The organism is Catellatospora bangladeshensis (assembly GCF_016862575.1).
GTDB lineage: Bacteria > Actinomycetota > Actinomycetes > Mycobacteriales > Micromonosporaceae > Catellatospora > Catellatospora bangladeshensis.
Map to the genome: position 1 here is coordinate 63,260 of NZ_BONF01000008.1, position 22,610 is coordinate 85,869.

At 70.5% G+C, this 22,610-nt stretch carries 27 protein-coding genes and 1 pseudogene; 11 read left to right on the forward strand and 17 right to left on the reverse strand.

What is annotated here, in order from left to right:
* Window positions 1-5 precede the first annotated feature (5 nt).
* The 4 genes from Cba03nite_RS05420 to Cba03nite_RS05435 all read left to right on the forward strand — a co-directional run bounded on the left by Cba03nite_RS05420 (window position 6) and on the right by Cba03nite_RS05435 (window position 2,825).
* Window positions 6-584, forward strand: coding sequence for a cob(I)yrinic acid a,c-diamide adenosyltransferase (locus tag Cba03nite_RS05420; protein ID WP_203742603.1), 579 nt, complete (start codon window positions 6-8; stop codon window positions 582-584).
* Window positions 581-967: a VOC family protein gene (locus Cba03nite_RS05425; RefSeq protein ID WP_346112138.1), complete on the forward strand. Its 387-nt coding sequence runs from the start codon at window positions 581-583 to the stop codon at window positions 965-967. The genes Cba03nite_RS05420 and Cba03nite_RS05425 overlap by 4 nt, the downstream gene beginning before the upstream one ends.
* Before the next feature lie 48 nt (window positions 968-1,015).
* Window positions 1,016-1,987, forward strand: coding sequence for an ATP-binding cassette domain-containing protein (locus Cba03nite_RS05430; RefSeq protein ID WP_203742614.1), 972 nt, complete (start codon window positions 1,016-1,018; stop codon window positions 1,985-1,987).
* A 64-nt stretch (window positions 1,988-2,051) separates the two neighbouring features.
* Window positions 2,052-2,825, forward strand: coding sequence for an ABC transporter permease (locus Cba03nite_RS05435; protein WP_203742634.1), 774 nt, complete (start codon window positions 2,052-2,054; stop codon window positions 2,823-2,825).
* Window positions 2,826-2,908: 83 nt separating this feature from the next.
* Here Cba03nite_RS05435 and Cba03nite_RS05440 read toward each other — a convergent pair whose 3' ends face one another.
* The 11 genes and pseudogenes from Cba03nite_RS05440 to Cba03nite_RS05490 all read right to left on the reverse strand — a co-directional run bounded on the left by Cba03nite_RS05440 (window position 2,909) and on the right by Cba03nite_RS05490 (window position 11,906).
* Window positions 2,909-3,331, reverse strand: a complete 423-nt coding sequence (locus Cba03nite_RS05440; RefSeq protein ID WP_203742636.1) for a DUF2550 domain-containing protein — start codon at window positions 3,329-3,331, stop codon at window positions 2,909-2,911.
* A 22-nt stretch (window positions 3,332-3,353) separates the two neighbouring features.
* Window positions 3,354-3,638: a F0F1 ATP synthase subunit epsilon gene (locus tag Cba03nite_RS05445; RefSeq protein WP_203742638.1), complete on the reverse strand. Its 285-nt coding sequence runs from the start codon at window positions 3,636-3,638 to the stop codon at window positions 3,354-3,356.
* Window positions 3,639-3,737: 99 nt separating this feature from the next.
* Window positions 3,738-4,952: an LCP family protein gene (locus Cba03nite_RS05450; RefSeq protein WP_203742640.1), complete on the reverse strand. Its 1,215-nt coding sequence runs from the start codon at window positions 4,950-4,952 to the stop codon at window positions 3,738-3,740.
* 79 nt (window positions 4,953-5,031) lie between these two features.
* Window positions 5,032-6,465, reverse strand: a complete 1,434-nt coding sequence (gene atpD, locus Cba03nite_RS05455; RefSeq protein ID WP_371821385.1) for a F0F1 ATP synthase subunit beta — start codon at window positions 6,463-6,465, stop codon at window positions 5,032-5,034.
* Window positions 6,462-7,391: a F0F1 ATP synthase subunit gamma gene (locus tag Cba03nite_RS05460; protein ID WP_203742644.1), complete on the reverse strand. Its 930-nt coding sequence runs from the start codon at window positions 7,389-7,391 to the stop codon at window positions 6,462-6,464. Before Cba03nite_RS05460 ends, atpD begins: the two co-directional genes overlap by 4 nt.
* 2 nt (window positions 7,392-7,393) lie before the next feature.
* On the reverse strand, window positions 7,394-9,028 hold the full coding sequence (gene atpA, locus Cba03nite_RS05465) for a F0F1 ATP synthase subunit alpha (protein ID WP_203742646.1): 1,635 nt from the start codon (window positions 9,026-9,028) through the stop codon (window positions 7,394-7,396).
* Window positions 9,029-9,088: 60 nt separating this feature from the next.
* Window positions 9,089-9,907: a F0F1 ATP synthase subunit delta gene (locus Cba03nite_RS05470; protein WP_203742648.1), complete on the reverse strand. Its 819-nt coding sequence runs from the start codon at window positions 9,905-9,907 to the stop codon at window positions 9,089-9,091.
* Window positions 9,907-10,383, reverse strand: a pseudogene (locus tag Cba03nite_RS05475) (F0F1 ATP synthase subunit B); the annotation flags it as partial. The pseudogene Cba03nite_RS05475 and the gene Cba03nite_RS05470, both read right to left, overlap by 1 nt.
* A 134-nt stretch (window positions 10,384-10,517) precedes the next feature.
* Window positions 10,518-10,721 carry an ATP synthase F0 subunit C gene (atpE, locus tag Cba03nite_RS05480; RefSeq protein ID WP_203742652.1) on the reverse strand — a complete coding sequence of 68 codons (204 nt, stop codon included), beginning with the start codon at window positions 10,719-10,721 and terminating at the stop codon, window positions 10,518-10,520.
* A 143-nt stretch (window positions 10,722-10,864) separates the two neighbouring features.
* Entirely contained in the window at window positions 10,865-11,665 is an 801-nt protein-coding gene (gene atpB, locus Cba03nite_RS05485) for a F0F1 ATP synthase subunit A (RefSeq protein WP_203742654.1), read from the reverse strand.
* A 28-nt stretch (window positions 11,666-11,693) separates the two neighbouring features.
* Window positions 11,694-11,906 (reverse strand): hypothetical protein, encoded by a 213-nt coding sequence (locus Cba03nite_RS05490; RefSeq protein WP_203742656.1) that lies wholly within the window; start codon window positions 11,904-11,906, stop codon window positions 11,694-11,696.
* Between the two features lie 182 nt (window positions 11,907-12,088).
* Here Cba03nite_RS05490 and Cba03nite_RS05495 point away from each other — a divergent pair, with 182 nt between their 5' ends.
* The gene (locus Cba03nite_RS05495; RefSeq protein WP_203742658.1) at window positions 12,089-12,547 is read left to right on the forward strand and encodes a hypothetical protein; all 459 of its coding nucleotides are present in this window, start codon (window positions 12,089-12,091) and stop codon (window positions 12,545-12,547) included.
* An 81-nt stretch (window positions 12,548-12,628) separates the two neighbouring features.
* On the opposite strand, the gene Cba03nite_RS05500 is transcribed toward Cba03nite_RS05495, so the two are convergent.
* From Cba03nite_RS05500 to prmC, 4 genes are all read right to left on the reverse strand, one after another.
* Window positions 12,629-13,030 (reverse strand): hypothetical protein, encoded by a 402-nt coding sequence (locus Cba03nite_RS05500; RefSeq protein WP_203742660.1) that lies wholly within the window; start codon window positions 13,028-13,030, stop codon window positions 12,629-12,631.
* A gap of 97 nt (window positions 13,031-13,127) precedes the next feature.
* Window positions 13,128-13,733, reverse strand: coding sequence for an arsenate reductase/protein-tyrosine-phosphatase family protein (locus tag Cba03nite_RS05505; RefSeq protein ID WP_203742662.1), 606 nt, complete (start codon window positions 13,731-13,733; stop codon window positions 13,128-13,130).
* A complete protein-coding gene (locus Cba03nite_RS05510; protein ID WP_203742670.1) occupies window positions 13,733-14,401 on the reverse strand; it encodes an L-threonylcarbamoyladenylate synthase in 669 nt (222 codons plus the stop codon). The genes Cba03nite_RS05505 and Cba03nite_RS05510 overlap by 1 nt, the downstream gene beginning before the upstream one ends.
* 90 nt (window positions 14,402-14,491) lie before the next feature.
* Window positions 14,492-15,325: a peptide chain release factor N(5)-glutamine methyltransferase gene (prmC, locus tag Cba03nite_RS05515; RefSeq protein WP_239125487.1), complete on the reverse strand. Its 834-nt coding sequence runs from the start codon at window positions 15,323-15,325 to the stop codon at window positions 14,492-14,494.
* A gap of 241 nt (window positions 15,326-15,566) precedes the next feature.
* Here prmC and Cba03nite_RS05520 point away from each other — a divergent pair, with 241 nt between their 5' ends.
* The 3 genes from Cba03nite_RS05520 to Cba03nite_RS05530 are packed head-to-tail and all read left to right on the forward strand — an operon-like array spanning window position 15,567 to window position 18,137.
* Window positions 15,567-16,565 carry an ABC transporter ATP-binding protein gene (locus tag Cba03nite_RS05520; protein ID WP_203742679.1) on the forward strand — a complete coding sequence of 333 codons (999 nt, stop codon included), beginning with the start codon at window positions 15,567-15,569 and terminating at the stop codon, window positions 16,563-16,565.
* The gene (locus Cba03nite_RS05525) at window positions 16,562-17,347 is read left to right on the forward strand and encodes an ABC transporter permease (RefSeq protein WP_203742688.1); all 786 of its coding nucleotides are present in this window, start codon (window positions 16,562-16,564) and stop codon (window positions 17,345-17,347) included. The genes Cba03nite_RS05520 and Cba03nite_RS05525 overlap by 4 nt, the downstream gene beginning before the upstream one ends.
* A 1-nt stretch (window position 17,348) precedes the next feature.
* Window positions 17,349-18,137: an ABC transporter permease gene (locus Cba03nite_RS05530; RefSeq protein ID WP_203742690.1), complete on the forward strand. Its 789-nt coding sequence runs from the start codon at window positions 17,349-17,351 to the stop codon at window positions 18,135-18,137.
* Between the two features lie 124 nt (window positions 18,138-18,261).
* Here Cba03nite_RS05530 and prfA read toward each other — a convergent pair whose 3' ends face one another.
* A complete protein-coding gene (prfA, locus tag Cba03nite_RS05535; RefSeq protein WP_203742692.1) occupies window positions 18,262-19,350 on the reverse strand; it encodes a peptide chain release factor 1 in 1,089 nt (362 codons plus the stop codon).
* Between the two features lie 85 nt (window positions 19,351-19,435).
* Window positions 19,436-19,660: a 50S ribosomal protein L31 gene (gene rpmE / locus Cba03nite_RS05540; protein ID WP_203742699.1), complete on the reverse strand. Its 225-nt coding sequence runs from the start codon at window positions 19,658-19,660 to the stop codon at window positions 19,436-19,438.
* A 182-nt stretch (window positions 19,661-19,842) separates the two neighbouring features.
* On the opposite strand from rpmE, the gene Cba03nite_RS05545 reads away from it, so the two are divergent.
* The 3 genes from Cba03nite_RS05545 (at window position 19,843) to Cba03nite_RS05555 (ending at window position 22,504) form a co-directional block, all read left to right on the forward strand.
* Window positions 19,843-20,934 carry an RNA ligase gene (locus tag Cba03nite_RS05545; RefSeq protein ID WP_239125488.1) on the forward strand — a complete coding sequence of 364 codons (1,092 nt, stop codon included), beginning with the start codon at window positions 19,843-19,845 and terminating at the stop codon, window positions 20,932-20,934.
* 17 nt (window positions 20,935-20,951) lie between these two features.
* Window positions 20,952-21,833: a phosphatase domain-containing protein gene (locus tag Cba03nite_RS05550; protein WP_203742701.1), complete on the forward strand. Its 882-nt coding sequence runs from the start codon at window positions 20,952-20,954 to the stop codon at window positions 21,831-21,833.
* A gap of 83 nt (window positions 21,834-21,916) precedes the next feature.
* Window positions 21,917-22,504, forward strand: a complete 588-nt coding sequence (locus tag Cba03nite_RS05555; protein ID WP_203742703.1) for a Uma2 family endonuclease — start codon at window positions 21,917-21,919, stop codon at window positions 22,502-22,504.
* Window positions 22,505-22,610 lie beyond the last annotated feature (106 nt).

The window sequence follows — 22,610 nt, forward strand, 5'->3', positions numbered from 1 at the left end:
TCGACATGGCTGTTCACCTCACCCGCATCTACACCAAGACCGGCGACGCCGGCACGACCGCGCTCGGCAACGGCGAGCGGGTGGCCAAGACCGACCCGCGCATCACCGCGTACGCCGATGTGGACGAGTGCAACGCCGCGCTGGGGGTGGCACTGGCGCTGGGCGAGCTCGCCGGCGACGTGCGCGACGTGCTCACGAAGATCCAGAACGACCTGTTCGACGTGGGCGCCGACCTGTGCAACCCGATCACCCCCGACCCGAAGTACCCACCGCTGCGTGTCACCGAGGACTACGTCACCCGCCTGGAAGGCTGGTGCGATGAGTTCAACGCGCGCCTGGCCAAACTGGATTCTTTTGTCCTGCCGGGAGGCACCCCGGGCGCGGCGCTGCTGCACGTGGCCCGTACCGTCGCCCGGCGCGCGGAGCGCTCCACGTTCGCGCTGCTGGCCGAGGATGCGGCACGCACCGGCCCGCTGAGCGCACAGTACCTCAACCGGCTCTCCGATCTGCTGTTTATCCTGGCCAGAGTCGCTAATTCGAACGGCGCGGGCGACGTGAAGTGGGTGCCCGGGGCCAACCGGTGAGCCTGCACCACGTCGAGGTGTGGGTGCCGGACCTGGCCGCCACCGAGCGCTCCTGGGGCTGGCTGCTGGCCGAGCTGGGCTGGCAGGAGCACCAGCGCTGGGATCGTGGTGTCTCGTGGCGCCACGGCACGGCGTACGTGGTCTTCGAGCGCTCTCCCGACCTGGCCGGCGACCGGCACGAGCGGTGCGCGCCCGGCCTCAACCACCTGGCGCTGCACGCGGGCACCCCGGCCGACGTCGACCGGCTGGTGGCCGCGGCGGGCGGGCACGGCTGGACGCTGCTGTTCCCCGACCGGCACCCGCACGCGGGCGGCCCCGGCACCTACGCGGCGTACCTGGAGGACGAGCAGGGCTACGAGGTGGAACTGGTCGCCTCGGCCTGAAATGGCGGATCCGGCGCGCGCGTGCGCACGCGTGACTACCGTGTGTCCATGGCCGCTGCGATCCTCGCGGAGGGGCTGGTCAAGCGGTACGGCTCGGTGACCGCGCTGGCCGGTCTGTCGCTCAGCGTGCCGGAGGGCGAGGTGCTGGGCCTGCTCGGTCCCGACCGGGCGGGCAAGTCCACCGCGGTGCGCATCCTGGCCACCCTGCTCCGGCCCGACGCGGGCAGCTGCCTCATCAACGGCCTGGACGTGCTGACCCAGCCCGCGCAGGTGCGCGCCGAGATCGGGGTGAGCGGCGCCCGCCCGGCCGTGGACGGCTTCCTCACCGGCTTCGAGAACCTGGAGCTGCTCGGCCGGCTGCACCGGCTGGGCCGCCGCCGGGCCCGTTCCCGCGCCGAGGAGCTGCTCGAACGCCTCCACCTCAGCGAGGCGGCACACCGCCCGGCGAGCACCTACCCGCCCGGCATGCGGCGGCGGCTGGACCTGGCCGGGGCGCTGGTGGGCACGCCGTCGGTGGTGCTGCTGGACGAGCCCACCGCGGGCCTGGACCAGCGCAGCCGGCTGGGCATCTGGGACGTGATCGGCGAGCGGGTCCGCGACGGGACGACGCTGCTGCTGGCCACCCGCCAGCTCGACGAGGCCGACGAGCTGGCCGACCAGATCGTGGTGCTCGATCACGGGCGCACCCTGGCCCGGGGCACGCCGGAGCAGCTCACCCGGCACATCGGCGGCGAGCGGCTGCAGGTGGTGCTGGGCAACCGGGCCGAGACCCAGGTCGCCGAGGACCTGCTCAACCGGGTCTGCGGCGGCCAGGCGGTGGTCGAGCTGGAGCAGCACCTGGTCCACGCGCCGGTGACCTCCGGCGCGCAGGCCCTGGTCGAGCTGGTACGCCGGCTGGACGCGGCCGGCATCGAGCCGGTCGACATCGGCATCCACCGGGCGAGCCTGGACGACGTGTTCCGCAAGCTCACCGGCCAGGCCGTGACGCCCACCCAGGCCGAGGAGGAGGCCCGCCGATGAACCGGCGCGCTGCGGACCTGCGACCCGGCCGGTGCCCGCAGTGCGGTGCGGGCGGGAGGCGGCCGTGACGATCGGCGCGGGAGCCGGGCTGCGGGACGCGAGTGAGCTGGCCCGGCGCAGCCTGCTGCGCACCCGGCGGGCGCCGCGCACGCTGGTCCTGGCGGCGCTGCTGCCGCTGCTGCTGCTCCTGGTCTTCGGGTACGTGCTGGGCGGCTCGGTGGCCGTGCCCGGCTACCTGGACTTCCTCGTGCCGGGCGTGCTGGTGCAGGCGGTGACGCTGACGGCCGGGCTGGGCGCCGCGAACGTGGCGGTCGACGTGCGGCGGGGCATGGTCGACCGGTTCCGCACGCTGCCCGTCGGCTCGGCCGCGGTCCTGACCGGCGCGACCGCCGCGGACCTGGTCCGGCTCGCGGTGACGGTGACGGCGGGCGCAGCGGCCGGGGTGATCGCGGGCTGGCGGGTGGACGGCGGGCCTGCCGCAGCCGCCGCCGGCTTCGGCCTGCTGCTCCTGTCCGGGTATGCGCTGACCTGGGCTTCGTTACTGCTCGCGCTGCACGCGCGCAACCCCGGCACGGCCCGGCGGATGGTCTACGCCTGCCTGATCCCGCTGGCCTTCGTATCCGGCGCGGTGGCCCCGACGGACCCGATGCCGTGGTGGCTGCGCCCGCTGGCGGAGGCGAACCCGGTCACCCTCACCGCGGCGGCGCTACGCGGCCTCTGGAGCGGCGCCCCGGGGACGGGGCTGTCCGCATACCCCCTGGCCCTGCTCTGGCCCCTGGCCGTCCTCCTGCTGGCCGTCCCGCTGGCCCGCCGCCGCTACCGCCGCACGGTCCCCTAGATCCACCGACTTGCCAGGCACATGGGCGAAAGAACGCGCAAGATACGCCCACCTGCCAGGCAAGTCGGACGATCTTGGGGTGGTCACATGGAGTACGGGGCGGCGGCCTCGAGCCAGGAGAGGAAGCCGGTGACGGTGTGCATCGGCATGGCGATCTCGACCTCGGTGCGGGAGTCGGCGCAGTGCAGCACGATCCAGTCAGCGGGCACCAGGACGGCCTCGTCGGCGGTGGGCGCGCGGCGGCTGAGCACCTTCAGCTCGCGGCGGTCGTAGCGGCGCCGCGGGCGCGGGGAGAGGCTGAACATGCGATACCAGCGGAGCTCGTCCCCGCGGAACTGGGCGAAGCCGGGTGCCCAGCCACGGCCCCCGGCCGCCTGGCGCAGCCGGAGGTAGAGCTCCACGGTGCCGTGCCCGCGCGCGAACAGCTCGCGGCGCACGAACAGGCCCGCCAGCAGGGCGAGCAGGACGACGAGGCCGATGGCGATTGCTTCGAGCAGCGACCTCATCGTCGTGGGCGGCGCTGGTCGCTCAGTGGCGGGCGGCCGGAGCGACCGGGTGGGCGTTCTCGGCGAGCACCGTCACACCCTCGGTCGTGACGGACAGGAAGCCGCCGAACACCTCGTAGGCCAGCTCCTCGCCGCCCGGGAGGATGATCCGCACGCCGCCCGGGTTCGCGAGCTGGCCGAGCAGCGGCGCGTGGCTGGGCAGCACGCCCAGCTCGCCCTCGGTGGTGCGGGCGATGACCATCTCGGCCTGCCCGGACCAGACCTTCTCCTCGACGGCGACGAGCTCGACCTGGAGCAGCTTGGCCACGATGTCTCCTCGGATGCGGCAGCGAATGGTGCAGCGAGTCTAACCGCCGGTGATCGACGGCACCCACCAGGACCGGATCAGTGTGATCCGCCCGGCAGTCTAGTTGTTGATCAATTCCGGGTGGAAGGCGAGGTAGTTCTCGACCGCGCCCGCCGACACCGCCGCCAGGAACTGCTTGGCGTCGAGGTCGAGCTGCTCACCGAGGTACTGGTACTTCATCTTGGGCTTGGACTTCTTCTTGTCCTTCTTGTCGTCATCGTCGTCATCGTCGCCGCCGTCGTCCCCGCCGTCGTCGCCCTCGTCGTCTTTCTTGTCCTTGTCGAGGACGTAGCGGCCCACCCCGCCGCCGGACAGCCTGATCATGGCGATCCGGCTCGGGCGGATGTCCTGGAGCGCGAACGCCCAGTCGATCACGCCGTGGCCGCGCCCGCTGAAGGTCAGCGAGTCGCCGGCGGCCCGGAGCACCGCGTCGAGCTGCAGCGGATCGGCCAGCACGTCGGCGCTGAAGCCCTTGGCGACCATCGCGCGGACCAGTTGCTGCTGGTGGCGCTGGCGGGCGTAGTCGCCGCCGGTCACGTAGCGCTGGCGGGCGTAGTCCAGCGCCTGCCAGCCCTTGAAGTGGCGCAGGCCGGGCTCGTACACCATCTGCTCGCCGACGTAGCTGTCGCCGACCCGGTCGCGCGGGTCGCCGTCCGGCTCCAGGTGGATCGAGGCGACCCGCTCGTCGACGGTCATGTCGATGCCGCCCAGCGCGTCGATGACGTCCTTGAAGCCGCTGAAGTCGATGATCGCGCCCGCGTCGAACCGCGCGATGCCGGTGTACTGGCTCACCGTCGCGGCCAGCAACTCGAAGCCCTGCGCGTAGTTCGCATTGGGGCTGCCGGGCACCATCGAGCCGAAGTACATCGCGTGGGCCAGCTTGTCCTGGGCGTTGCCCGCGTAACCCGACTTCGGGAACGGCGGGATCGCCACCAGCAGGTCACGCGGGAGGGAGAACAGGTAGCCCCGGTCCAGCCCCGCGGGGACGTGCATGACCAGCACGGAGTCGGCGCGCGGGATCCAGGTCGGGTCGCCGCGCCGCGGGTCGATGCCGGCCAGCAGCACGTTCAGCGGGCCCTTGATGTCCTCCGGGCGCGGCCGGGCCGGGCCCGTCTGGTCGCCGAACAGGTCCTCGTTGTGGATGGCGCTCTCGTAGCGGGCCAGCACCCGGTCCACGGTCACCAGCGAGGCTCCGCTGAGCAGCATCAGCGCCGTACCGGTCAGAACACTCCAGCGCGCCCACCGCGCCGCCGTACGCCACTGTTTCGCCACCATGAAGTGCATAACGAGACAAAAACGGCGAGGCTCCTCCCCCGCCGGAGCGGAAGAGGAGCCTCGGGTGGACCGGACCGGCTTACTTGGTCAGGTCGCGGTAGTTCTTCTCGAGGTCGTCGAGGCCACCGCACATGAAGAAGGCCTGCTCCGGGACGTGGTCGTAGTCGCCCTGAGCGATCTTCTTGAACGCCTCGACGGTCTCCTTCACCGGCACGGTCGAACCCTCGACACCGGTGAACTGCTTGGCCGCGTAGGTGTTCTGCGACAGGAACCGCTCGATCCGGCGGGCCCGCGCCACGGTGATCTTGTCTTCCTCGGAGAGCTCGTCCATACCGAGGATCGCGATGATGTCCTGCAGGTCGTTGTACTTCTGCAGGATCCGCTTCACCTCGGAGGCGACGGCGTAGTGCTCCGCACCGACGTACTCCGGCGCCAGGATTCGCGAGGACGAGGCCAGCGGGTCCACGGCGGGGTAGATGCCCTTGTCGGACACCTTGCGCTCGAGGTTCGTGGTCGCGTCCAGGTGGGCGAAGGTGGTCGCCGGCGCCGGGTCGGTGTAGTCGTCCGCGGGCACGTAGATGGCCTGCAGCGAGGTGATGGCCTGGCCCCGCACCGAGGTGATGCGCTCCTGGAGCTCACCCATCTCGTCGGCGAGGGTCGGCTGGTAACCCACGGCGCTCGGCATACGGCCGAGCAGGGTGGACACCTCGGAACCGGCCTGCGTGAAGCGGAAGATGTTGTCGATGAAGAGCAGCACCTCCTGCTTCTGCACGTCGCGGAAGTACTCGGCCATGGTCAGCGCCGACAGCGCGACCCGCAGACGGGTGCCCGGGGGCTCGTCCATCTGGCCGTAGACCAGCGCGGTGTCGCCGATCACGCCCGCGTCGGTCATCTCGTGGATGAGGTCGTTGCCCTCACGGGTGCGCTCACCCACGCCCGCGAACACGGAGGTACCGCCGAAGTTACGGGCAACGCGGATGATCATCTCCTGGATGAGCACCGTCTTGCCCACGCCCGCGCCGCCGAACAGACCGATCTTGCCGCCCTTGACGTACGGGGCGAGCAGGTCGATCACCTTGACGCCGGTCTCCAGCATCTCGGTCTTCGGCTCCAGCTCGGCGAACGCCGGAGGCTTGCGGTGGATCGGCCAGCGCTCGGCGACCTCGAGCTTCTGGCCCGGGGCCAGGTTGAGGCAGTCACCGAGGACGTTGAACACCCGGCCCTTGGTCTCGTCGCCCACCGGCACGCTGATCGGGGTGCCGGTGTCGCTCACCGACGCGCCGCGGACCATGCCGTCGGTCGGCTGCATCGACACGGCACGCACGACGTTGTCGCCGAGGTGCTGCGCGACCTCCATGGTCAGCGTCTTGGTGCCCTCGGCGAGGGTCACGTCGACGTTGAGCGCGTTGAAGATCGGGGGCATCGCGTCGCGCGGGAACTCGACGTCGACGACCGGGCCGATGACCCGGACGACTCGGCCGACGCCCGCCTTGGTTTCGGTAGCAGTCATCATTCACTCCCCGCCGCCGCCAGCGCGTCCACGCCGCCGACGATCTCACTGATTTCCTGGGTGATCGCGGCCTGGCGCGCGGAGTTCATCTCCCGCGTCAGCGACCTGATCATTTCTTCGGCGTTGTCCGTCGCACTCTTCATGGCCCGGCGGCGAGACGCCGACTCGCTGGCGGCCGAGTCCAGCAACGCCGCGTAGATACGCGTGTTGATGTACTTCGGCAGCAGCGCGTCGAGCAGCTCCTCCGCGTTGGGCTCGAAGTCGTACGCCGGCAGCAGCTCGCCCTTGTTACCCGCGCGCTCCTCGACCTGCATCGGCGCGAAGATCTTCGTGCTGGCGTTCTGCGTCATGAGCGACTTGAACTCGGTGTAGACGATGTGCAGCTCGTCCACGCCCAGCACGCCGTCGGCGCCCGCGTGGTCCACGCTGTCGTCCGCCCCGTGCACGAACGCCTGGATCAGCGTCTCGCCGACCCGGCGCGCGTCCTCGAAGCGCGGCTGCTCGGAGAAGCCGCTCCAGCTCCCGGCGAGCTCGCGCCCGCGGAAGGTGTAGTAGCTGATCCCCTTGCGGCCGATCACGTACAGCGCGACCTGCTTGCCCTGGGCCTTCAGCCGCGCGATCAGCTGCTCGGTGAGCCTGATCGCGTTGGCGTTGTAGCCGCCGCACAGGCCGCGGTCACTCGTGATGAGCAGCACACCGGCCCGGTGCTCCGGGTCCCGCGGCACCAGCAGCGAATGCTGGGCGTTGGTGTTCGACGCGAGTGCCGTCAGCACGCCGGTGATGGCGTTGGCGTACGGCAGCGACGCGTCGACCCGGGCCTGGGCCTTGGCGATGCGGCTGGTCGCGACCAGCTCCATCGCCTTGGTGATCTTCTTCGTCGAGCGGGTCGCGCGGATCCGCCGTCGAAGAACTCGTACCGACCCGGCCATGGCTACTTCTTCTCGTCCACGATGCGGGTGACGGTCTCGGTGACCTCGTCGCCCTCGAGCGCGTCAGCGGGCGCCTCGTTGATCACGATGTTGTCCTCGGCGGGCAGGAAGCCCTCCTTGAACTCAGCGATGATCTTGTCGAGACGGCCGGCGATGTCGTCGTTCCAGGTGCCGCCCGCGATGCTCTTCAGCAGGTCGCTGTGCGAGGCACGCAGGTGCTGCAGGAACTCGCCCTCGAAGCGGCGCACGTCCTTCACCGGGATGTCGTCGAGCTTGCCCTCGGTGCCGGCCCAGATCGAGACGGTCTGCTCCTCGGCCGGGTACGGCGAGAAGTTCTGCTGCTTGAGCAGCTCGACCAGGCGGCCACCACGGTCCAGCTGGGCACGCGACGCGGCGTCCAGGTCAGAGGCGAAGGCGGCGAACGCCTCCAGCTCACGGAACTGCGCCAGGTCCAGGCGAAGACGGCCGGAGACCTTCTTCATCGGCTTGTCCTGCGCGGCGCCACCGACCCGGGAGACCGACGTGCCGACGTTGATCGCCGGACGCACACCCGAGTTGAACAGACCCTCCTCGAGGAAGATCTGGCCGTCGGTGATGGAGATGACGTTGGTCGGGATGAACGCCGAGATGTCACCGGCCTTCGTCTCGATGATCGGCAGACCGGTCATCGAGCCCGCGCCCAGCTCGTCGGACAGCTTCGCGCAGCGCTCCAGCAGGCGGGAGTGCAGGTAGAAGACGTCACCCGGGTACGCCTCACGGCCCGGCGGGCGGCGCAGCAGCAGCGACACGGCGCGGTACGCCTCGGCCTGCTTGCTCAGGTCGTCGAACACGATCAGGACGTGCTTGCCGGCGTACATCCAGTGCTGGCCGATGGCCGAACCGGCGTACGGCGCCAGGTACTTGAAGCCGGCCGGGTCCGACGCGGGCGACGCGACGATGGTGGTGTACTCCATCGCGCCCGCCGCCTCCAGCGTGCCCTTGACGGACGCGATGGTGGACGCCTTCTGGCCGATGGCGACGTAGATGCAGCGGACCTGCTTCTTCGGGTCGCCGGACTTCCAGTTCTCGCGCTGGTTGATGATCGCGTCCAGCGCCACCGACGTCTTGCCGGTCTTGCGGTCACCGATGATCAGCTGACGCTGGCCACGGCCGATCGGGGTCATCGCGTCGATGGCCTTGATGCCGGTCTGCAGCGGCTCGTGCACGGACTTGCGGACCATCACGTTCGGAGCCTGCAGCTCCAGCTCGCGGAAGCCCTCGTTCTCGATCTCGCCCAGACCGTCGATGGCGGCACCCAGCGGGTTCACCACGCGGCCCAGGAACTTGTCGCCCACGGGCACCGACAGCACGCGGCCGGTGCGCTTGACCGGCTGCCCCTCCTCGATGCCCTCGAAGGCACCCAGGACGACGACACCGATCTCGCGGACGTCGAGGTTCAGCGCGACACCCAGGGTGCCGTCGGCGAACTCCAGCAGCTCGTTGGCCATGGTGGAGGGGAGACCCTCGACCTTGGCGATGCCGTCACCGGCCTCGGTGACGACGCCGACCTCCTCGCGGGAGATCTCGGGCGCGTACGAGGAGACGAAACGCTCAAGCGCTCCACGGATCTCCTCGGACGAGATGGTCAGCTCGGCCATCCTCAGCTTCCTATCGGTGTCGTGACTGTCAAGTCAGGTTCGGTGATGATCAGGCGCTCGTCAGCCGGCGAGCGCGTTGCGGACTGCGGCCAGCCGCCGTGCGATGGTGCCGTCGTACAGGTCGCTGCCGACCTTCACGCTCAGCCCACCCAGCACCGCGGGGTCGACGGTTACCTTCACCGAGACCTGACGGCCGTAGATGGCGGACAGCGACGAGGCCAGCCGGGCCTCCTCCGCCTCGGTCAGCGCCTGCGCGACGGTGACGTAGGCGACCTGCGCCTCCCGGCGCTCGGCCGCCAGCTCCACCAGGCGGGTCAGGCCGTTGCCGAAGGAGCGGCCGCCGAAGCCCCGCACCGCCAGCTCGGCCAGGCTCACCGTCGCCGGCTTGGCCTTGCCGTCCAGCAGGCCGTGCACCAGCTCGGCGCGCTTGGCCACCGGCACGGTGAACTCACCGATGCTCGCGGCCAGCTCCGGGCTCCCGGCGACGATCTGCCCGAAGCGGAACAGCTCGTCCTCGACCTCGCTCAGGTCGCCGGACAGCTCGGCCGAGGCCAGCAGCGCGTCCACGCCCAGGCGCTCGGCGCCGTCCAGCAGCTCCGCCGCGGCCGACCAACGGCCGGACGCCAGGACCTTGACCAGCTCCAGGGTACCCGCGCTGATCTTGCCCGACAGCAGGGAGCCGACCAGCTCGGCGCGCTGCTCACCGGGGCGGGACGGGTCCGACAGCGCGCGGCGCAGCCGCGGCTCCCGGCCCAGCAGGTCCGCGAAGGCCAGCAGCTCCTCCGCGGTCACCGCGGTGGCGGCCGCACCGGCACCCCGGGCGGAGGCCTCCAGCGCCGCCCGGGCCGCGGTGTACGACTCTCGGCTTGCCGCCTGCATCAACGCGCTCCGGCGGTGTCGAGCTCGGCCAGGGCACGCTCGACGGTGCCGCGGCGACGGGCCTCGTCCTCCAGCGACTCGCCGACGATCTTGCCGGCCAGGCTGACCGCCAGCGCGCCCATCTCGCCGCGCAGCTCGCGGACGATGCTGGCCCGCTCGCCGGCCAGCTGCTCGCGGCCGGCCGCGATGATGCGGTCCGACTCCTCGCGAGCCTTGGCCAGCACGTCGGTGCGGATGCCCTCCGCGTCGGCACGAGCCTCGTCACGGATGCGCGCGGCCTCCGTGCGGGCCTCCGCCAGCTGCGCCTTGTACTGCGACAGCAGGGCGGCCGCCTCGGCCTGAGCCTTCTCCGCCTTGACGAGACCACCCTCGATGGCCTCCACGCGCTGCTGGAACATGCTCTCCATACGCGGGAACACGAACTTGGTCAGCACGAACAGCAGGACACCGAAGGCGACGAGGCCGACGATCACCTCAGCCAGCGGCACACCGAGCACGAAGTACTCTTCGCCCGCCGGCGCGTTACTTGCGATGTTCATTGGTCACTCCCCTTCGGCGGTGACCGGTCGCATGGACCGGTCACCGGATCGTCTCGGCGTCAGGACCGCTACTAGAGGGCGAACGCGAGGACCAGGCCCAGCAGGGCCAGCGCCTCGACGACCGCGAAGCCCATGAACATGTAGGTCCGGGTCAGGCCGGCGCTCTCGGGCTGACGGGCGGTCGCCTGGATGTAGGCGGCGAAGACCAGACCCACGCCGATACCCGGGCCGAGGGCGGCGATGCCGTAGCCGATGACGTTAAGGCTGCCGGTCATGTTGGATTCCTCCTGAGTTCGACGCGTGCCAGTCACGCGCACGTTTTTGATTACAGGTACGAGCGATCTTCAGTTGTTGATCGGTAAGCCAAGGGGTGTTCGCGCCGGGCTTCGGCGCGGGGTTGCCGGGTGGGCGCCCTGTCTCAGTGCTCGTCAGCGATCGAGCTCTGGAAGTAGGTCGCCGACAGCAGCGTGAAGACGTACGCCTGCAGGCTCAGGATGAAGAGCTCGAACAGGGTCATCACGATGGCGAACGCCCAGCTGCCCAGCGCGGCGGGCTTCAGCAGCAGCGGGCCCGCGTTCCACAGCGCCACGCCGCCCAGGGTGAACACCAGGAGGATCATGTGGCCGGCGAACATGTTCGCGAAGAGACGGACGGCGAGCGTGATCGGGCGCAGGATCAGGTTCGACAGGAACTCGATCGGGATCAGGATCGGGTGCACCCACCACGGCACGCCCGGCTGCACCGTGGAGTGCTTGAGGTAGCCCAGCAGACCGTGCTTCTTGACGCCGATGCCGATGTAGATGAACCAGGTCAGCACCGCGAGCACGACGGGGAACGCCAGGTGCGAGTTCGGCGAGATCTGCGCCAGCGGGACGATGCTCCACAGGTTCGTCACGAAGACGAACAGGAAGACCGTGGCCAGGTAGGGGGCGAAGCGCACGCCCTGCGGCCCGATGATGTCGGTCGCGATGTTGTTGCGGACCACGCCGTACACCGACTCGGCCAGCCACTGCTTCTTGGTGGGGACGAGGGTGGGGTTCCGGTACGTGACCAGGAAGAAGATGATGACGATGGCGACGGCCAGCCAGACCAGCAGGGTCAGCTTGGTGAAGGCGGGGCCCCAGGTGGTGCCGTCGAGGGACGGGATCAGGCTCTTGTAGTCGAAGCTCTCCACGCCAGGGGGGAACTCCGAGGCAAGGAAACCCGGCTGCGTAATCAACCTGTCATCCTCCGTCGATCGGGCACGGTCACCCGTCCAGTCGCTTAATGATCAGAAAGACCCCGGCGGCCCCGCCGCCGATCAACCCGATCAACAGCCCGACGTTCGGAAGTCCCAGCCACTTATCGATGAGCCATCCGACCCCTCCCCAGACCAGCATGCCGCTGAGGAGATACCCGATGGCCGCCCAACCCGCATCGGCGCCCTGTTGAGGGCGCTTCGGAGGCTGGTCATCGGCCATGACGCGGCGAACAATATCAGCCACCCCGTGCAGCGGGCGACGCACCCCCCGTACGCGAGCGATGTTCATCACCTGGTCGGGACTACGTCATCTCGCGCAAGGGTGAGATCGATGTTGATTTAACCGCGCCGAACCGCTGTGATGGAGCAGTCACCCTTCGTCTCCCCCACGGCGGTGCGACCATGCGCAAGGCCACGATACCTGTAATTCTCATGCTGCTCACAGCATTGAGCGCCGGTTGTGAGCCGCGCGGCAACGACGACGGGCAACAGTCCAAGCCCGTGCACTGCACGGTCATCGTCGATGGCCCGAAGGCCGACGAGAAGCGTGCCAACTTCGCGGGCCGCGTCCGCTATCGATGCGCCACCCCCGGCGCCGAGAAGCTCACCATCAAGATCCGCCTGGAGAAGCAGGACGGTGAGAAATGGCGCAGTGTGGCCACAGCCACACACACCCTCAAGGGCAAGCAGACCTACGCGGCGGAACTGAAATACAACGCCAAGACCGTCAGCCTCTCCTGCCGCTCCGGCACATACCGCACCGTCGTCGACTGGTCCCGCACGTCCCGCAAGGACACCGAGGGCGACAACCTCATCTCCGGCAGCGTCAAAGACCCCTGCCGCCCACCCCTCTTCGGCTGACCCCCGGCGGGGCAGATTCCGGTTGATCATGAACTTATGGCACGGCTCGACGGTGTGTCGCGGCCACAGTTTCCTGATCGACTACTGCTCCGGGTCGTCGATGTAGGGGATGCGGGCGTGCCAGAGCCACCAGCCGTGGCCGATGGTCCAGGCCACGGCGGCCACGCCGATGCCGATCGCCATCGGTTTGAGGCCGGCCCAGCCGGTCTTGGCGATCACCGCGAGCACCAGGAACAGCACAGTGAACTTGATGCCGTACATGAGCAGCCCGACGCTGAGCACCATCTTCGGGTTGATCGAATCCGCCCAGGCGATCACGAAGCTGGACAGCAGGTAGCTCAGCCCCACCAGCCCCACCCCGGCCAGCACACCCAGCGCCGCCGCCGGGCTGACCGCGATGTACGCCACCAGCGGCGCCACCACGGCCACCGCCGCGGTGACCCCGAGCATGAACGGCAGGAAGGTCAGCCGCTTACCAAGCATCACGCCTCAAGGTCATCAGGAGTCTGTGCGCACGACACGCCGCCCAACCGTGCCATAAGTTCATGATCAACCAGCAGGGCGGCGGGGGTGGGGAGGGTCACGCGGATGGGGTGGGGAGGAGGGCGGTGGTGAGGGGGGTGAGGGTGGCCTGGATCTCGTCGGCTATGCGGGAGAAGACCTGGTCGCCGCGGCCCCAGGGGTCGTCGAGGTCGTCCTTGGGCTCGGCGGGGTCGCCGTTGCGGGCGGTGGCGACGGCCGCGACGAGGGCGACGCCGCGTTCGTAGACGGCGTCGGGGGTGCGGGCGGCGGTGGGGAGCGCAGCGAGGTCGACGGACGGGAGGAGGCGGCCGAACTCGCCGAGGACGAAGGTGCGGTCGGCGGCGTCGGGGCGCAGCGCGGTGACGTAGTCGTACTGGTCGGCGGTGGCGGTGAGGATCAGGTCCGCCGCCTCGATGTGCTCAGCGCGCAGTTTGCGGGCGGCGAACTCGTCCGGCGAGCCGCCGCGTGAGCGCACCTGGCGGGCCGCGGGCGGGTTCATCTCCTCGCCCTCGTGCCAGCCGCCGGTGCCTGCCGAGTGCGACAGCACCAGGTCGGTGGCCGCGTCGCCGGCCTGCTCGAGGACGGCGAGGGCGAGCAGGCGCTCGGCCATCGGGGAGCGGCAGATGTTGCCCATGCAGACGTGCAGGACCGTGAACGGGGCCATCACGCCTCCTCCGGGGCCGTGATGTCGGCGGCGACCTCGCGCAGCTGGTCGAGGCTGATCGCGCCGGCGCGCAGCACGCGCGGGCGTTCGCCGGTCACGTCGACGATGGTCGAGGGCACCGGGCTGGGGCACTCCCCCGCCTCCAGGTACACGCTGACCTTGTAGCTGAGCTGGTCGCGGGCCTGCTCTGCGGTGAGCGCGGCGGCCTGGCCGGTCAGGTTGGCCGAGGACACCGCCATCGGGCCGGTCTTGCGCAGCACTTCGAGCGCGACGGGGTGCAGGGGCATGCGCACGGCGACGGTGCCGCCGGTCTCGCCCAGGTCCCACTGCAGGCTCGGCGCCTGCTCGACGACGATGGTCAGCGCGCCGGGCCAGAACGCCTCGACCAGGTCGCGGGCCACCGAGGGCAGCCGCATGACGAGCCCGTCGAGGGTGTGCCGGGAGCCGACGAGCACCGGCGGCGGCATGTGCCTGCCCCGGCCCTTGGCACTGAGCAGGTTGGTCACCGCCCAGGGTTTGAAGGCGTCGGCACCGATGCCGTACACCGTGTCGGTCGGCAGGACCACAAGGTCCCCGGAGGAGACGGCGTCGATCGCGGCCTGGATTCCCCGATCACGTTCGACGACGTTGCGGCAGTCGTAGAGCCTCACGGTGAGCCAGTCTGTCATGCGCTGTTCGCATTCGGCACGCACGGCTCCCTCCCTGGGACGGGAAGGCGTCGACGGCGTTAAGAAGGTGCCCTTCCTCTACGGAAACCGTTAAGAAGGTGCCCTTCCTTTCCTGACGGCGGTGGTGAAGCGGGGGCGGCCGGCCAGGTCGGGGTGGGTGCGGACGTCGGTCCAGGCTGCGGCCAGGAGGGCGGACATGGCGGGGGTATGCGTGTCGTCGTGCTCGACGCCGAGGAGGCCGCCGTCGCGGAGCACCTCGGCGGCGCGTTCGACGAGCGCGGGGATGAGGTCGAGGCCCTCGGCGCCGGCGAAGACGGCCTCGGCGGGGTCGTGGCCGACCTCGGGTGGCACGGTCGTGGACAGCGGGACGTAGGGCGGGTTGCTCAGGACGAGGTCCACGGGGGCCGGGAGCGGGACGGTGCGCACGTCGCCGGGCAGCACCTCGACGCCGGTGCCGGTGGCGTTGCGGCGCAGCCAGGGCAGGGCGTCCTCGCTGCGTTCGACGGCGTACACGCGCGCGTCCGGGCGCGCGTCGGCGACCGCGACGGCAAGCGCGCCGGAGCCGCTGCACAGGTCGAGCACCACCGGGTCGGCCAGCCCGGCCAGCGCCTCGATCCCCCAGCGGGCCAGCAGCTCGGTCTCCGGGCGCGGGATGAAGACGCCGGGCCCGACCAGCAGCTCCCGGTCCAGGAACGGCGCGGTGCCGGTGAGGTGCTGCAACGGGATCCGCGCCGCCCGCCGCCGCACCAGCTCGGCGAGCTGCTCGTCCTGCGCGTCGGTGAGCGAGTCGATCAGCAGCAGGCGCCCTCGGGCGGTGCCCAGGACGTGCGCCGCGAGCAGCTCCGCCTCGACGCGCGGGGCGTCGATCCCGGCGGCGGCGAGTTCGGCGGCAGCCTGCCGGAGCCGGGCGGAGAGCTTGAGCACCCGCCCACCGTAACCGCCGCCCAGCCCACCCCTCCCCCCGGCAACCCCGCCCCACCGCCCCGAGCCCTTCGGCGAGCCCCAGCCCGCCGAAGATCACCTGAGTTGCCTGGCACATGGGTGAATGCGCGCTCAAGATACGCACAGGTGCCGGGCAAGTCGGATGATCAGCGGGGGACGCGGCGGTGGCGGGTGGGCGGGAATGCGGTTGACCGCGGCGGAGGGGCGCTGGGAGGGTCGCGGCATGTCATTGGTCGAGGCCCGAGGGCTGACGAAGATCTTCCGTCGGCCGGAGAAGGATCCGGGTCTGCGGGGCGCCCTGAAACATCTGGTGCAGCGGAGGTTCAAGGACTTCCGCGCGGTCGATGGGATCGACCTGTCGATCGAGGCCGGCGAGTCGGTGGCGTACGTGGGCCCCAACGGGGCCGGCAAGTCGACGACGATCAAGCTGCTCACCGGCATCCTGGTGCCGACGGCGGGCACGGTGTCGGTGGCGGGGCTGAACCCGAACGCCGACCGCGTCGCCAACGCGCGCAACATCGGCGTCCTGTTCGGCCAGCGCACGCAGCTGTGGTGGGACCTGCCGGTGCGCGAGTCGCTGGACCTGCTGCGCGACATGTACGACCTGAGCCCGGCCTTCTACAAGCAGCGGCTGGAGCGGCTCGACGCCGTGCTCGGCCTCGGCGAACTGCTGCCGGTGATGTCCCGCAAGCTGTCGCTCGGCCAGCGCATGCGCGCCGACCTGGCCGCCGCGCTGCTGCACCAGCCGAAGATCGTGTACCTGGACGAGCCGACCATCGGCCTGGACATCGCGGTCAAGGACCGGGTCCGCGAGTTCCTGCGCGAGCTGCGCGCCGACGGCACCACGCTCATGCTGACCACGCACGACCTGGGCGACATCGAGGACGTGTGCGAGCGGATCGTCATCATCGACGAGGGCCGCAAGATCTTCGACGGCCCGCTGGCCGAGATGAAGGACCGCTTCGCCCGGGTACGCCGGATGCACCTGCAGCTGGCCGAGGTCACCCCGCTGGAGAAGCTCGCCGAGCGGCTGCCCGAGGTGGAGATCGTGGGCGGGGAGAGCCCGACCGAGGTGACGATCACGTTCGACCGGTTCCGGTACACCGCAGGGCTGGTCATCGCCGCGGTGCTGGACGTGGTCGAGGTCGGCGAGCTGCACCTGGACGAGCCCGCGATCGAGGACGTGGTGCGCAAGGTGTACGCCGGGGAGCTGCTGCGATGAAGCCGTATCTCGGGCTGCTGCGCATGTCGGCGCGCCGGGTCCTGGCGTACCGGATGAGTTCGGTGATCCTGTGGATCGGCGGGGCGACGTTCCTCGCGGGCTCGCTGGCGGTGTGGCACGCGCTGCTGGCCGACGGTGACATCGGCGGCTACGACTGGGACCGGATGAAGGCGTACCTGCTGGTGGGCTGGGCGACCGGCGCACTGGGCTCGGCGTACGGCGACTGGTGGATGGCCAACCGCATCCTCGACGGGCACGTGGCCACCGACCTGACCAAACCGCTGGACTACCAGTGGGCCCGGTTCAGCGAGCACATGGGCGGCCTGGCCACGGAGTTCATCGCGATCGCGGTGGCGGCCACGGCGGTGATGGCGCTCACCGACGGCCTGCCCCTGCCCGGTCCCGGCCAGGCGCTGCTGTTCGTGCTGAGCTTCCTGATGGTCGCGCCGCTGAAGTTCGCCATCGCGTACATCACCACCATGGTCTGCTTCTGGACCCAGAACTTCATGGGCGTCTCGTGGGCCAAGGACGCGATCGTGACGCTGTTCTCCGGCGCGCTGATCCCGCTCGCGCTGCTGCCCGCCTGGCTGGCCGGGCCGGCGTCGGTGCTGCCGTTCGCCAGCATCACGGCCACCCCCGCCGCGATCTTCCTGGAGCAGGCCACCGGCTGGGAGGCGCTGCGGCTGCTGGCCGTCCAAGCGGCCTGGGTGGTGGCGCTGTGGTGGGGCGCCCGGCTCATCTGGCGGCGCGCGCTGCGCGCCCTGACCGTCCACGGAGGCTGACGTGCGCCGGGTGTTACGGATCTACCGGCGCAGCCTGGGCGCGCACCTGCGCGCGGTGCTGGAGTACGAGGCCGACTTCTGGATCCTGGTCGTCGCCGGGCTGCTGTTCCAGGTGCTCAACCTGGTCTTCCTGAGCGCCGTGTTCGCGCACGTGCCCGCCCTCAACGGCTGGTCCTACCCGGAGGCGGTGCTGCTGGCCGGGACCTTCGGCTTCATCAACGGGCTCGGCCCGCTGTTCTTCGAAGGCACCTGGCGCCTGGCCCGGCGGATCAACCACGGCGAGCTGGACTATCCGCTGGTGCGCCCGGTCAACGTGCCGGTGCAGGTGATCAGCGGCGGCATCGGCATGCACGGGTTCGGCGACGTCGTCGGCGGCGGCGCGATGATCGGCTGGGGCCTGGCCAACGCGGGCATCGAGTGGACCCCCGTCAAGATCGTGGGCGGCCTGGTGATGCTGGTCAGCTCGGCCACGATCCTGCTGTCCCTGATCGTGATCGGCAACGCGGTGTCGTTCTGGGTCGGCGGCCCGCACCCCGTCTTCGCGATGACCTTGATCCGCACCGCCGACATGGCCAAGTACCCGATCACCATCTACGGCGTCGCGGTGCGCGCGGCGTTCACGGTGCTGGTCCCGTACGCCTTCATCAGCTTCTTCCCCGCCACCTGGGTGCTCGACAAGGAGCACTCCTGGATCGGCCTGCTCACCCCGCTGATGGCCGCCTACTGCGTCTGGCTCGCCCGCACCGTCTTCCGCGCCGGCCTCCGCCGCTACGACTCCGCCGGCCACTGAGGGCGCACTCCAGCGCCGAAGATCACGTCGATCTTGCGCGAAGTGTTAGGGATATGCCCGAAAAGGGCGTGCCGCACCCACAGTTCACGCAAGATCGACGCACTTGTGAAGCGCGGGATAGGGGTCAGGAGCGGGAGAGTTCTGTTTCGCCGGCGAGGCGGGCGGCGCGGTCGGCGGTGGTGAGGGCTTCGAGGACGCCGTCCATGTCGCCGGCGATGGCGAGGTCGAGGTTGTAGGCGGTGTAGCCGATGCGGTGGTCGGTGAGGCGGTTCTGGGGGTAGTTGTAGGTGCGGATGCGCTCGCTGCGGTCGACGGTGCGGATCTGGGCTTTGCGGGCGTCGGCGGCGGCGGCCAGGGCCTGCTCCTCGGCGAGCTGGGCGAGCTTGGCGCGCAGCATGCGCATCGCCTTGTCCTTGTTCTGCAGCTGGGAGCGCTCGTTCTGGCAGGTGACGACCGTGCCGGTGGGGATGTGGGTGATGCGTACGGCCGAGTCGGTGGTGTTGACGGACTGGCCGCCGGCGCCCTGCGAGCGGTAGACGTCGATGCGCAGGTCGTTGGTGTCGATGTCGATCTCGGTCTCCTCGGCCTCGGGCATGACGAGGACGCCCGCGGCGGAGGTGTGGATGCGGCCCTGGGACTCGGTGGCGGGGACGCGCTGCACACGGTGTACGCCGCCCTCCCACTTGAGCCGGGACCAGACGCCGTTGCCGCCGTCGGGCAGGCCGCGGGTCTTGATGGCGACCGAGACGTCCTTGACCCCGCCCAGGTCCGACTCCTGCGAGTCGAGCACCTCGGTGAGCCAGCCGCGCCGCTCGGCGTAGCGCAGGTACATGCGCAGCAGGTCGCCCGCGAACAGCGCGGACTCCTCGCCGCCCTCACCGGACTTGATCTCCAGGATCACGTCCTTGGCGTCGTTGGGGTCACGCGGCGCGAGCAGCTCGGCGAGCTTCTCCTCCAGGTCGGGCAGCCGCTGCTCCAGGCTGACCGCCTCGGTGGCGAAGTCGGGGTCGATCGCGGCCAGCTCGCGGGCGGCTTCCAGGTCCGCGCGGGCCGATTCCAGCTCCGCGGCGGTCTTGTGGATCGGGGTGAGCTCGGCGAAGCGCCGCCCCACCCGCCGCGCCTCCGCCTGGTCGGCGTGGATCGCCGGGTCGGCCAGCCGCGCCTCCAGCTCCGCGTACTCGGCCAGCAGCGCGGTGAGTCGCTCGTTGCTCATGTCCGAATCCTCACTCCACAGCGGTATGACCTGCAACAGCACAACGCCCGCCCCGTCGGTGACGGAGCGGGCGCGGGCACGGCTGCTACTTGGCGTCCTTCTTCTGGACCTTGGCGTACTTGGCCTGGAACTTGGCCACCCGGCCGGCCGTGTCGAGCACGCGCTGCTTGCCCGTGTAGAACGGGTGACAGGCGCTGCAGGTCTCGGCGTGGATCTGACCGCCCTTGGCGGTGCTGCGGGTGGTGAAGGTGTTGCCGCAGGAGCAGGTGACGGTGGTCACGTCGTACTGCGGGTGGATACCGGACTTCATAGCCGCGGTCCTTTCGTTTCGTGGGCGCTGGGTCGCTGTCAGCACTGCCGGACGCTCGTCCGGACAGCTCGGGCGTGAACCAGTCCCGGTGGCGACTGACCAGTATGCCATCCACCCCGGTCGCGCTTCGCAGCGGCTAACTCGGCTGCGTTTCGCGAGGAAGTCTCGTAGCGTCACCGGCCATGTCCCCCATCGCAACAACGACCCTCGCCGCCATGTTCCCGCCCGGGGCACTGGACCGTGCCGTGGCCGATGGGCTCGTCCGCGCGCAGGTCCACCCGGCCCTGCCGCTGACCATCTGGAACTACACCGAGAAGTGCACCTACGCGAACGCGTGGGACGAGGTGACACTCGCGTGCCGCGGGTTGGTCACTGATGCGTCCGGCGCGGTGCTGGCGCGCCCCCTGGTCAAGTTCTTCAACCACGGGCAGCCGGGCGCGGCCGTGATCGGCCTGGACGAGCCGGTCGTGGTCACCGACAAGGCGGACGGCTCGCTGGGCATCGTGTACCCCACCCCGGACGGCCCGGCGGTGGCCACCCGCGGCTCGTTCGCGTCGGTGCAGGCGCAGCACGCGACCCGGCTGCTGCGCGAGCGCTACCCGCACTGGGCGCCGCCGGCCGGGCTCACCGTGCTCGTGGAGATCATCTACCCGGGGAACCGGATCGTGGTCGACTACGGGCGGCTGGACGACCTGATGCTGCTCGGCGCGGTGGAGATCGCCACGGGCCGGTCGTTCCCGCCCGGCGCGGTCGCCGACTGGCCGGGCCCGGTGGTGGAGACGTTCGCGTACGCCACGTTCCGCGACGCGCTGGCCGCACCGGCGCGGCCGGGGCGGGAGGGCCTGGTCGTGCACGCGCTCGGCCCGGACACCCGGATCAAGCTCAAGTACCCCGAGTACGTCGACCTGCACCGGGTGGTGACGGGCCTGAACGCGCGCGTGGTGTGGGCGGCGCTGGGCGCGGGCGCGACCGTGGCCGAGATCGCCGAGCCGCTGCCCGACGAGTTCCACCCGTGGGTCACCGACCTGGCGACCCGGCTCACGGCGGGCCTCGACGAGCTGGAGAAGCGGGTCGCGGCGACGCACGACCAGATCGTCGCCGGGTTGCCGGACGGCTGGTCGCGCAAGGACTACGCCATGGTCGCCGGGCGGCACGAGCTGCGCGGATACCTGTTCGCGCACCTCGACGGCAAGGCGTACCGCCGCCAGCTCTGGGAAGAGCTCAAGCCGGACGCGGACGAGACTCCCCACGGCCGTACCTTCGACGACGAGTAGCACGACAAGGAGACGCGATGCCCACCCTCACCATCACCCGGGGCCTGCCCGGCTCGGGCAAGACCACGTGGGCCAAGGCGCAGCCGGGCGTCCGGGTCAACCGCGACGACCTGCGGCGCATGCTGCACGGCGGCCACCTCGGTGAGGGCTGGGCGGAGCGGCAGGTCACCGTCGCCCACCGGGCGCAGGTCGAGGCGCTGCTCAAGGCGGGCGCCGATGTGATCTGCGACGACACCAACCTGCGCGCCAAGGTGGTCCGTGAGCTGGCCGAGCTGGCCGTGGACTGCGGCGCGCAGGTGGTGCTGCGCGACTTCACCGACGTGCCGCTGGAGGTCTGCCTGGAGCGCGACGCGGCCCGGCCCGAGGCCGAGCGGGTCGGGCCCGAGGTGATCCTGCGCATGCACGAGCGCTTCCTGGCCGGGCGCCGGGAGGCGCTGGTGCTGCCGCAGGCCGGGCCGCGCCTGGTCTACACCCCGCCCGTGGACAAGCCGCGAGCGGTGCTGGTCGACCTGGACGGCACCGTCGCGCTGATGGGCGACCGCAGCCCGTACGACCACACCCGGGTGCACCTGGACGAGCCGCACCAGCCGGTGATCGACGCGGTGCGCGCGCTGCACGCGGCCGGGCACACGATCATCTACTGCTCCGGCCGGGTGGACGCGGCCCGCGCGGGCACGCAGGCGTGGCTGGAGAAGTACGTCGGGGTGCCGTACGCGGCGCTGCACATGCGCGGCAACGGGGACCAGCGCAAGGACTCCGTGGTCAAGCGGGAGATCTTCGAGCGCGAGATCCGCGACGACTGGTACGTCGTGTGCGTGCTGGACGACCGCAACCAGGTCGTACGCATGTGGCGCGAGCTGGGGCTGACCGTGTTCCAGGTGGCCGAGGGTGACTTCTGAGCCCGGACCGCCGCCGCATGCTCGACGGCGGCGGTCCGGGTTCCTACCATGGATTGACAGCGAGCAGTACGAGAGGGCTGTCCATGACCAGGCCGTCCCAGCGGATCACCCATGACGGGACCGCCCTCGTGCTGCCCACCGCCGTGACGGTCACCCCTGACGAGTACGACGCCCTGCCCCCGGATCCCCGGATCGAGCTCGTGGACGGAGTGCTGCACGTCATGACGCCCCCCACCACGCGCCACCAGATCGTCATGATGCGGCTCGTGCAGGGCCTGCTGCGCCGCTGCCCGGACCACCTGCTCGCGCTGCACGAGCAGGAGATCCGGCTCGCCGACGACCACCGGCGCAACCCGGACGTGCTGGTGGTGCGCCGCGCCGCGGTGAACCTGGACTGGTTCAGCTTCTCCCCCAAGGACGTGCTGCTGGCCGTGGAGGTGGTCAGCCCCGGCACGCAGACCGCCGACCGCAAGCACAAGCCGGCCGAGTACGCCGACGCGGGCATCCCGTTCTACTGGCGCGTCGAGCCGCTGCCCGACTTCACGGTGCACACGTACCAGCTCGACGAGACCGACGTGTACGAGTCCACCGGCACCTTCACCGCCGCCGACGTCATCACCGTCGCCCGCCTCGACTGGGCCACCCTCCCCGTCACCGACCTCATCCCCTGACCCGGCCCGCCGCGCGCCACCGCACGCCGCGCGGCAGTTTCGGGGAAAGTGCACGAATGCCCGGCTCCGCGGCTGCAGTTTCCCCGAAACTGCAGCGGGTCGGCGG

Coding starts and splice junctions, on each gene's coding strand:
- atpA (WP_203742646.1), bottom strand. CDS start 9,028: ATGGCCGAGCTGACCATCTCGTCCGAGGAGATCCGTGGAGCGCTTGAG.
- Cba03nite_RS05520 (WP_203742679.1), top strand. CDS start 15,567: ATGTCATTGGTCGAGGCCCGAGGGCTGACGAAGATCTTCCGTCGGCCG.
- Cba03nite_RS05440 (WP_203742636.1), bottom strand. CDS start 3,331: ATGAGGTCGCTGCTCGAAGCAATCGCCATCGGCCTCGTCGTCCTGCTC.
- Cba03nite_RS05545 (WP_239125488.1), top strand. CDS start 19,843: ATGTCCCCCATCGCAACAACGACCCTCGCCGCCATGTTCCCGCCCGGG.
- Cba03nite_RS05525 (WP_203742688.1), top strand. CDS start 16,562: ATGAAGCCGTATCTCGGGCTGCTGCGCATGTCGGCGCGCCGGGTCCTG.
- Cba03nite_RS05495 (WP_203742658.1), top strand. CDS start 12,089: ATGCGCAAGGCCACGATACCTGTAATTCTCATGCTGCTCACAGCATTG.
- prfA (WP_203742692.1), bottom strand. CDS start 19,350: ATGAGCAACGAGCGACTCACCGCGCTGCTGGCCGAGTACGCGGAGCTG.
- Cba03nite_RS05550 (WP_203742701.1), top strand. CDS start 20,952: ATGCCCACCCTCACCATCACCCGGGGCCTGCCCGGCTCGGGCAAGACC.
- Cba03nite_RS05510 (WP_203742670.1), bottom strand. CDS start 14,401: ATGACAGACTGGCTCACCGTGAGGCTCTACGACTGCCGCAACGTCGTC.
- Cba03nite_RS05470 (WP_203742648.1), bottom strand. CDS start 9,907: ATGCAGGCGGCAAGCCGAGAGTCGTACACCGCGGCCCGGGCGGCGCTG.
- Cba03nite_RS05450 (WP_203742640.1), bottom strand. CDS start 4,952: ATGGTGGCGAAACAGTGGCGTACGGCGGCGCGGTGGGCGCGCTGGAGT.
- Cba03nite_RS05420 (WP_203742603.1), top strand. CDS start 6: ATGGCTGTTCACCTCACCCGCATCTACACCAAGACCGGCGACGCCGGC.
- Cba03nite_RS05430 (WP_203742614.1), top strand. CDS start 1,016: ATGGCCGCTGCGATCCTCGCGGAGGGGCTGGTCAAGCGGTACGGCTCG.
- atpD (WP_371821385.1), bottom strand. CDS start 6,465: ATGATGACTGCTACCGAAACCAAGGCGGGCGTCGGCCGAGTCGTCCGG.
- Cba03nite_RS05555 (WP_203742703.1), top strand. CDS start 21,917: ATGACCAGGCCGTCCCAGCGGATCACCCATGACGGGACCGCCCTCGTG.
- Cba03nite_RS05490 (WP_203742656.1), bottom strand. CDS start 11,906: ATGGCCGATGACCAGCCTCCGAAGCGCCCTCAACAGGGCGCCGATGCG.
- Cba03nite_RS05460 (WP_203742644.1), bottom strand. CDS start 7,391: ATGGCCGGGTCGGTACGAGTTCTTCGACGGCGGATCCGCGCGACCCGC.
- rpmE (WP_203742699.1), bottom strand. CDS start 19,660: ATGAAGTCCGGTATCCACCCGCAGTACGACGTGACCACCGTCACCTGC.
- Cba03nite_RS05500 (WP_203742660.1), bottom strand. CDS start 13,030: ATGCTTGGTAAGCGGCTGACCTTCCTGCCGTTCATGCTCGGGGTCACC.
- atpE (WP_203742652.1), bottom strand. CDS start 10,721: ATGACCGGCAGCCTTAACGTCATCGGCTACGGCATCGCCGCCCTCGGC.
- Cba03nite_RS05505 (WP_203742662.1), bottom strand. CDS start 13,733: ATGGCCCCGTTCACGGTCCTGCACGTCTGCATGGGCAACATCTGCCGC.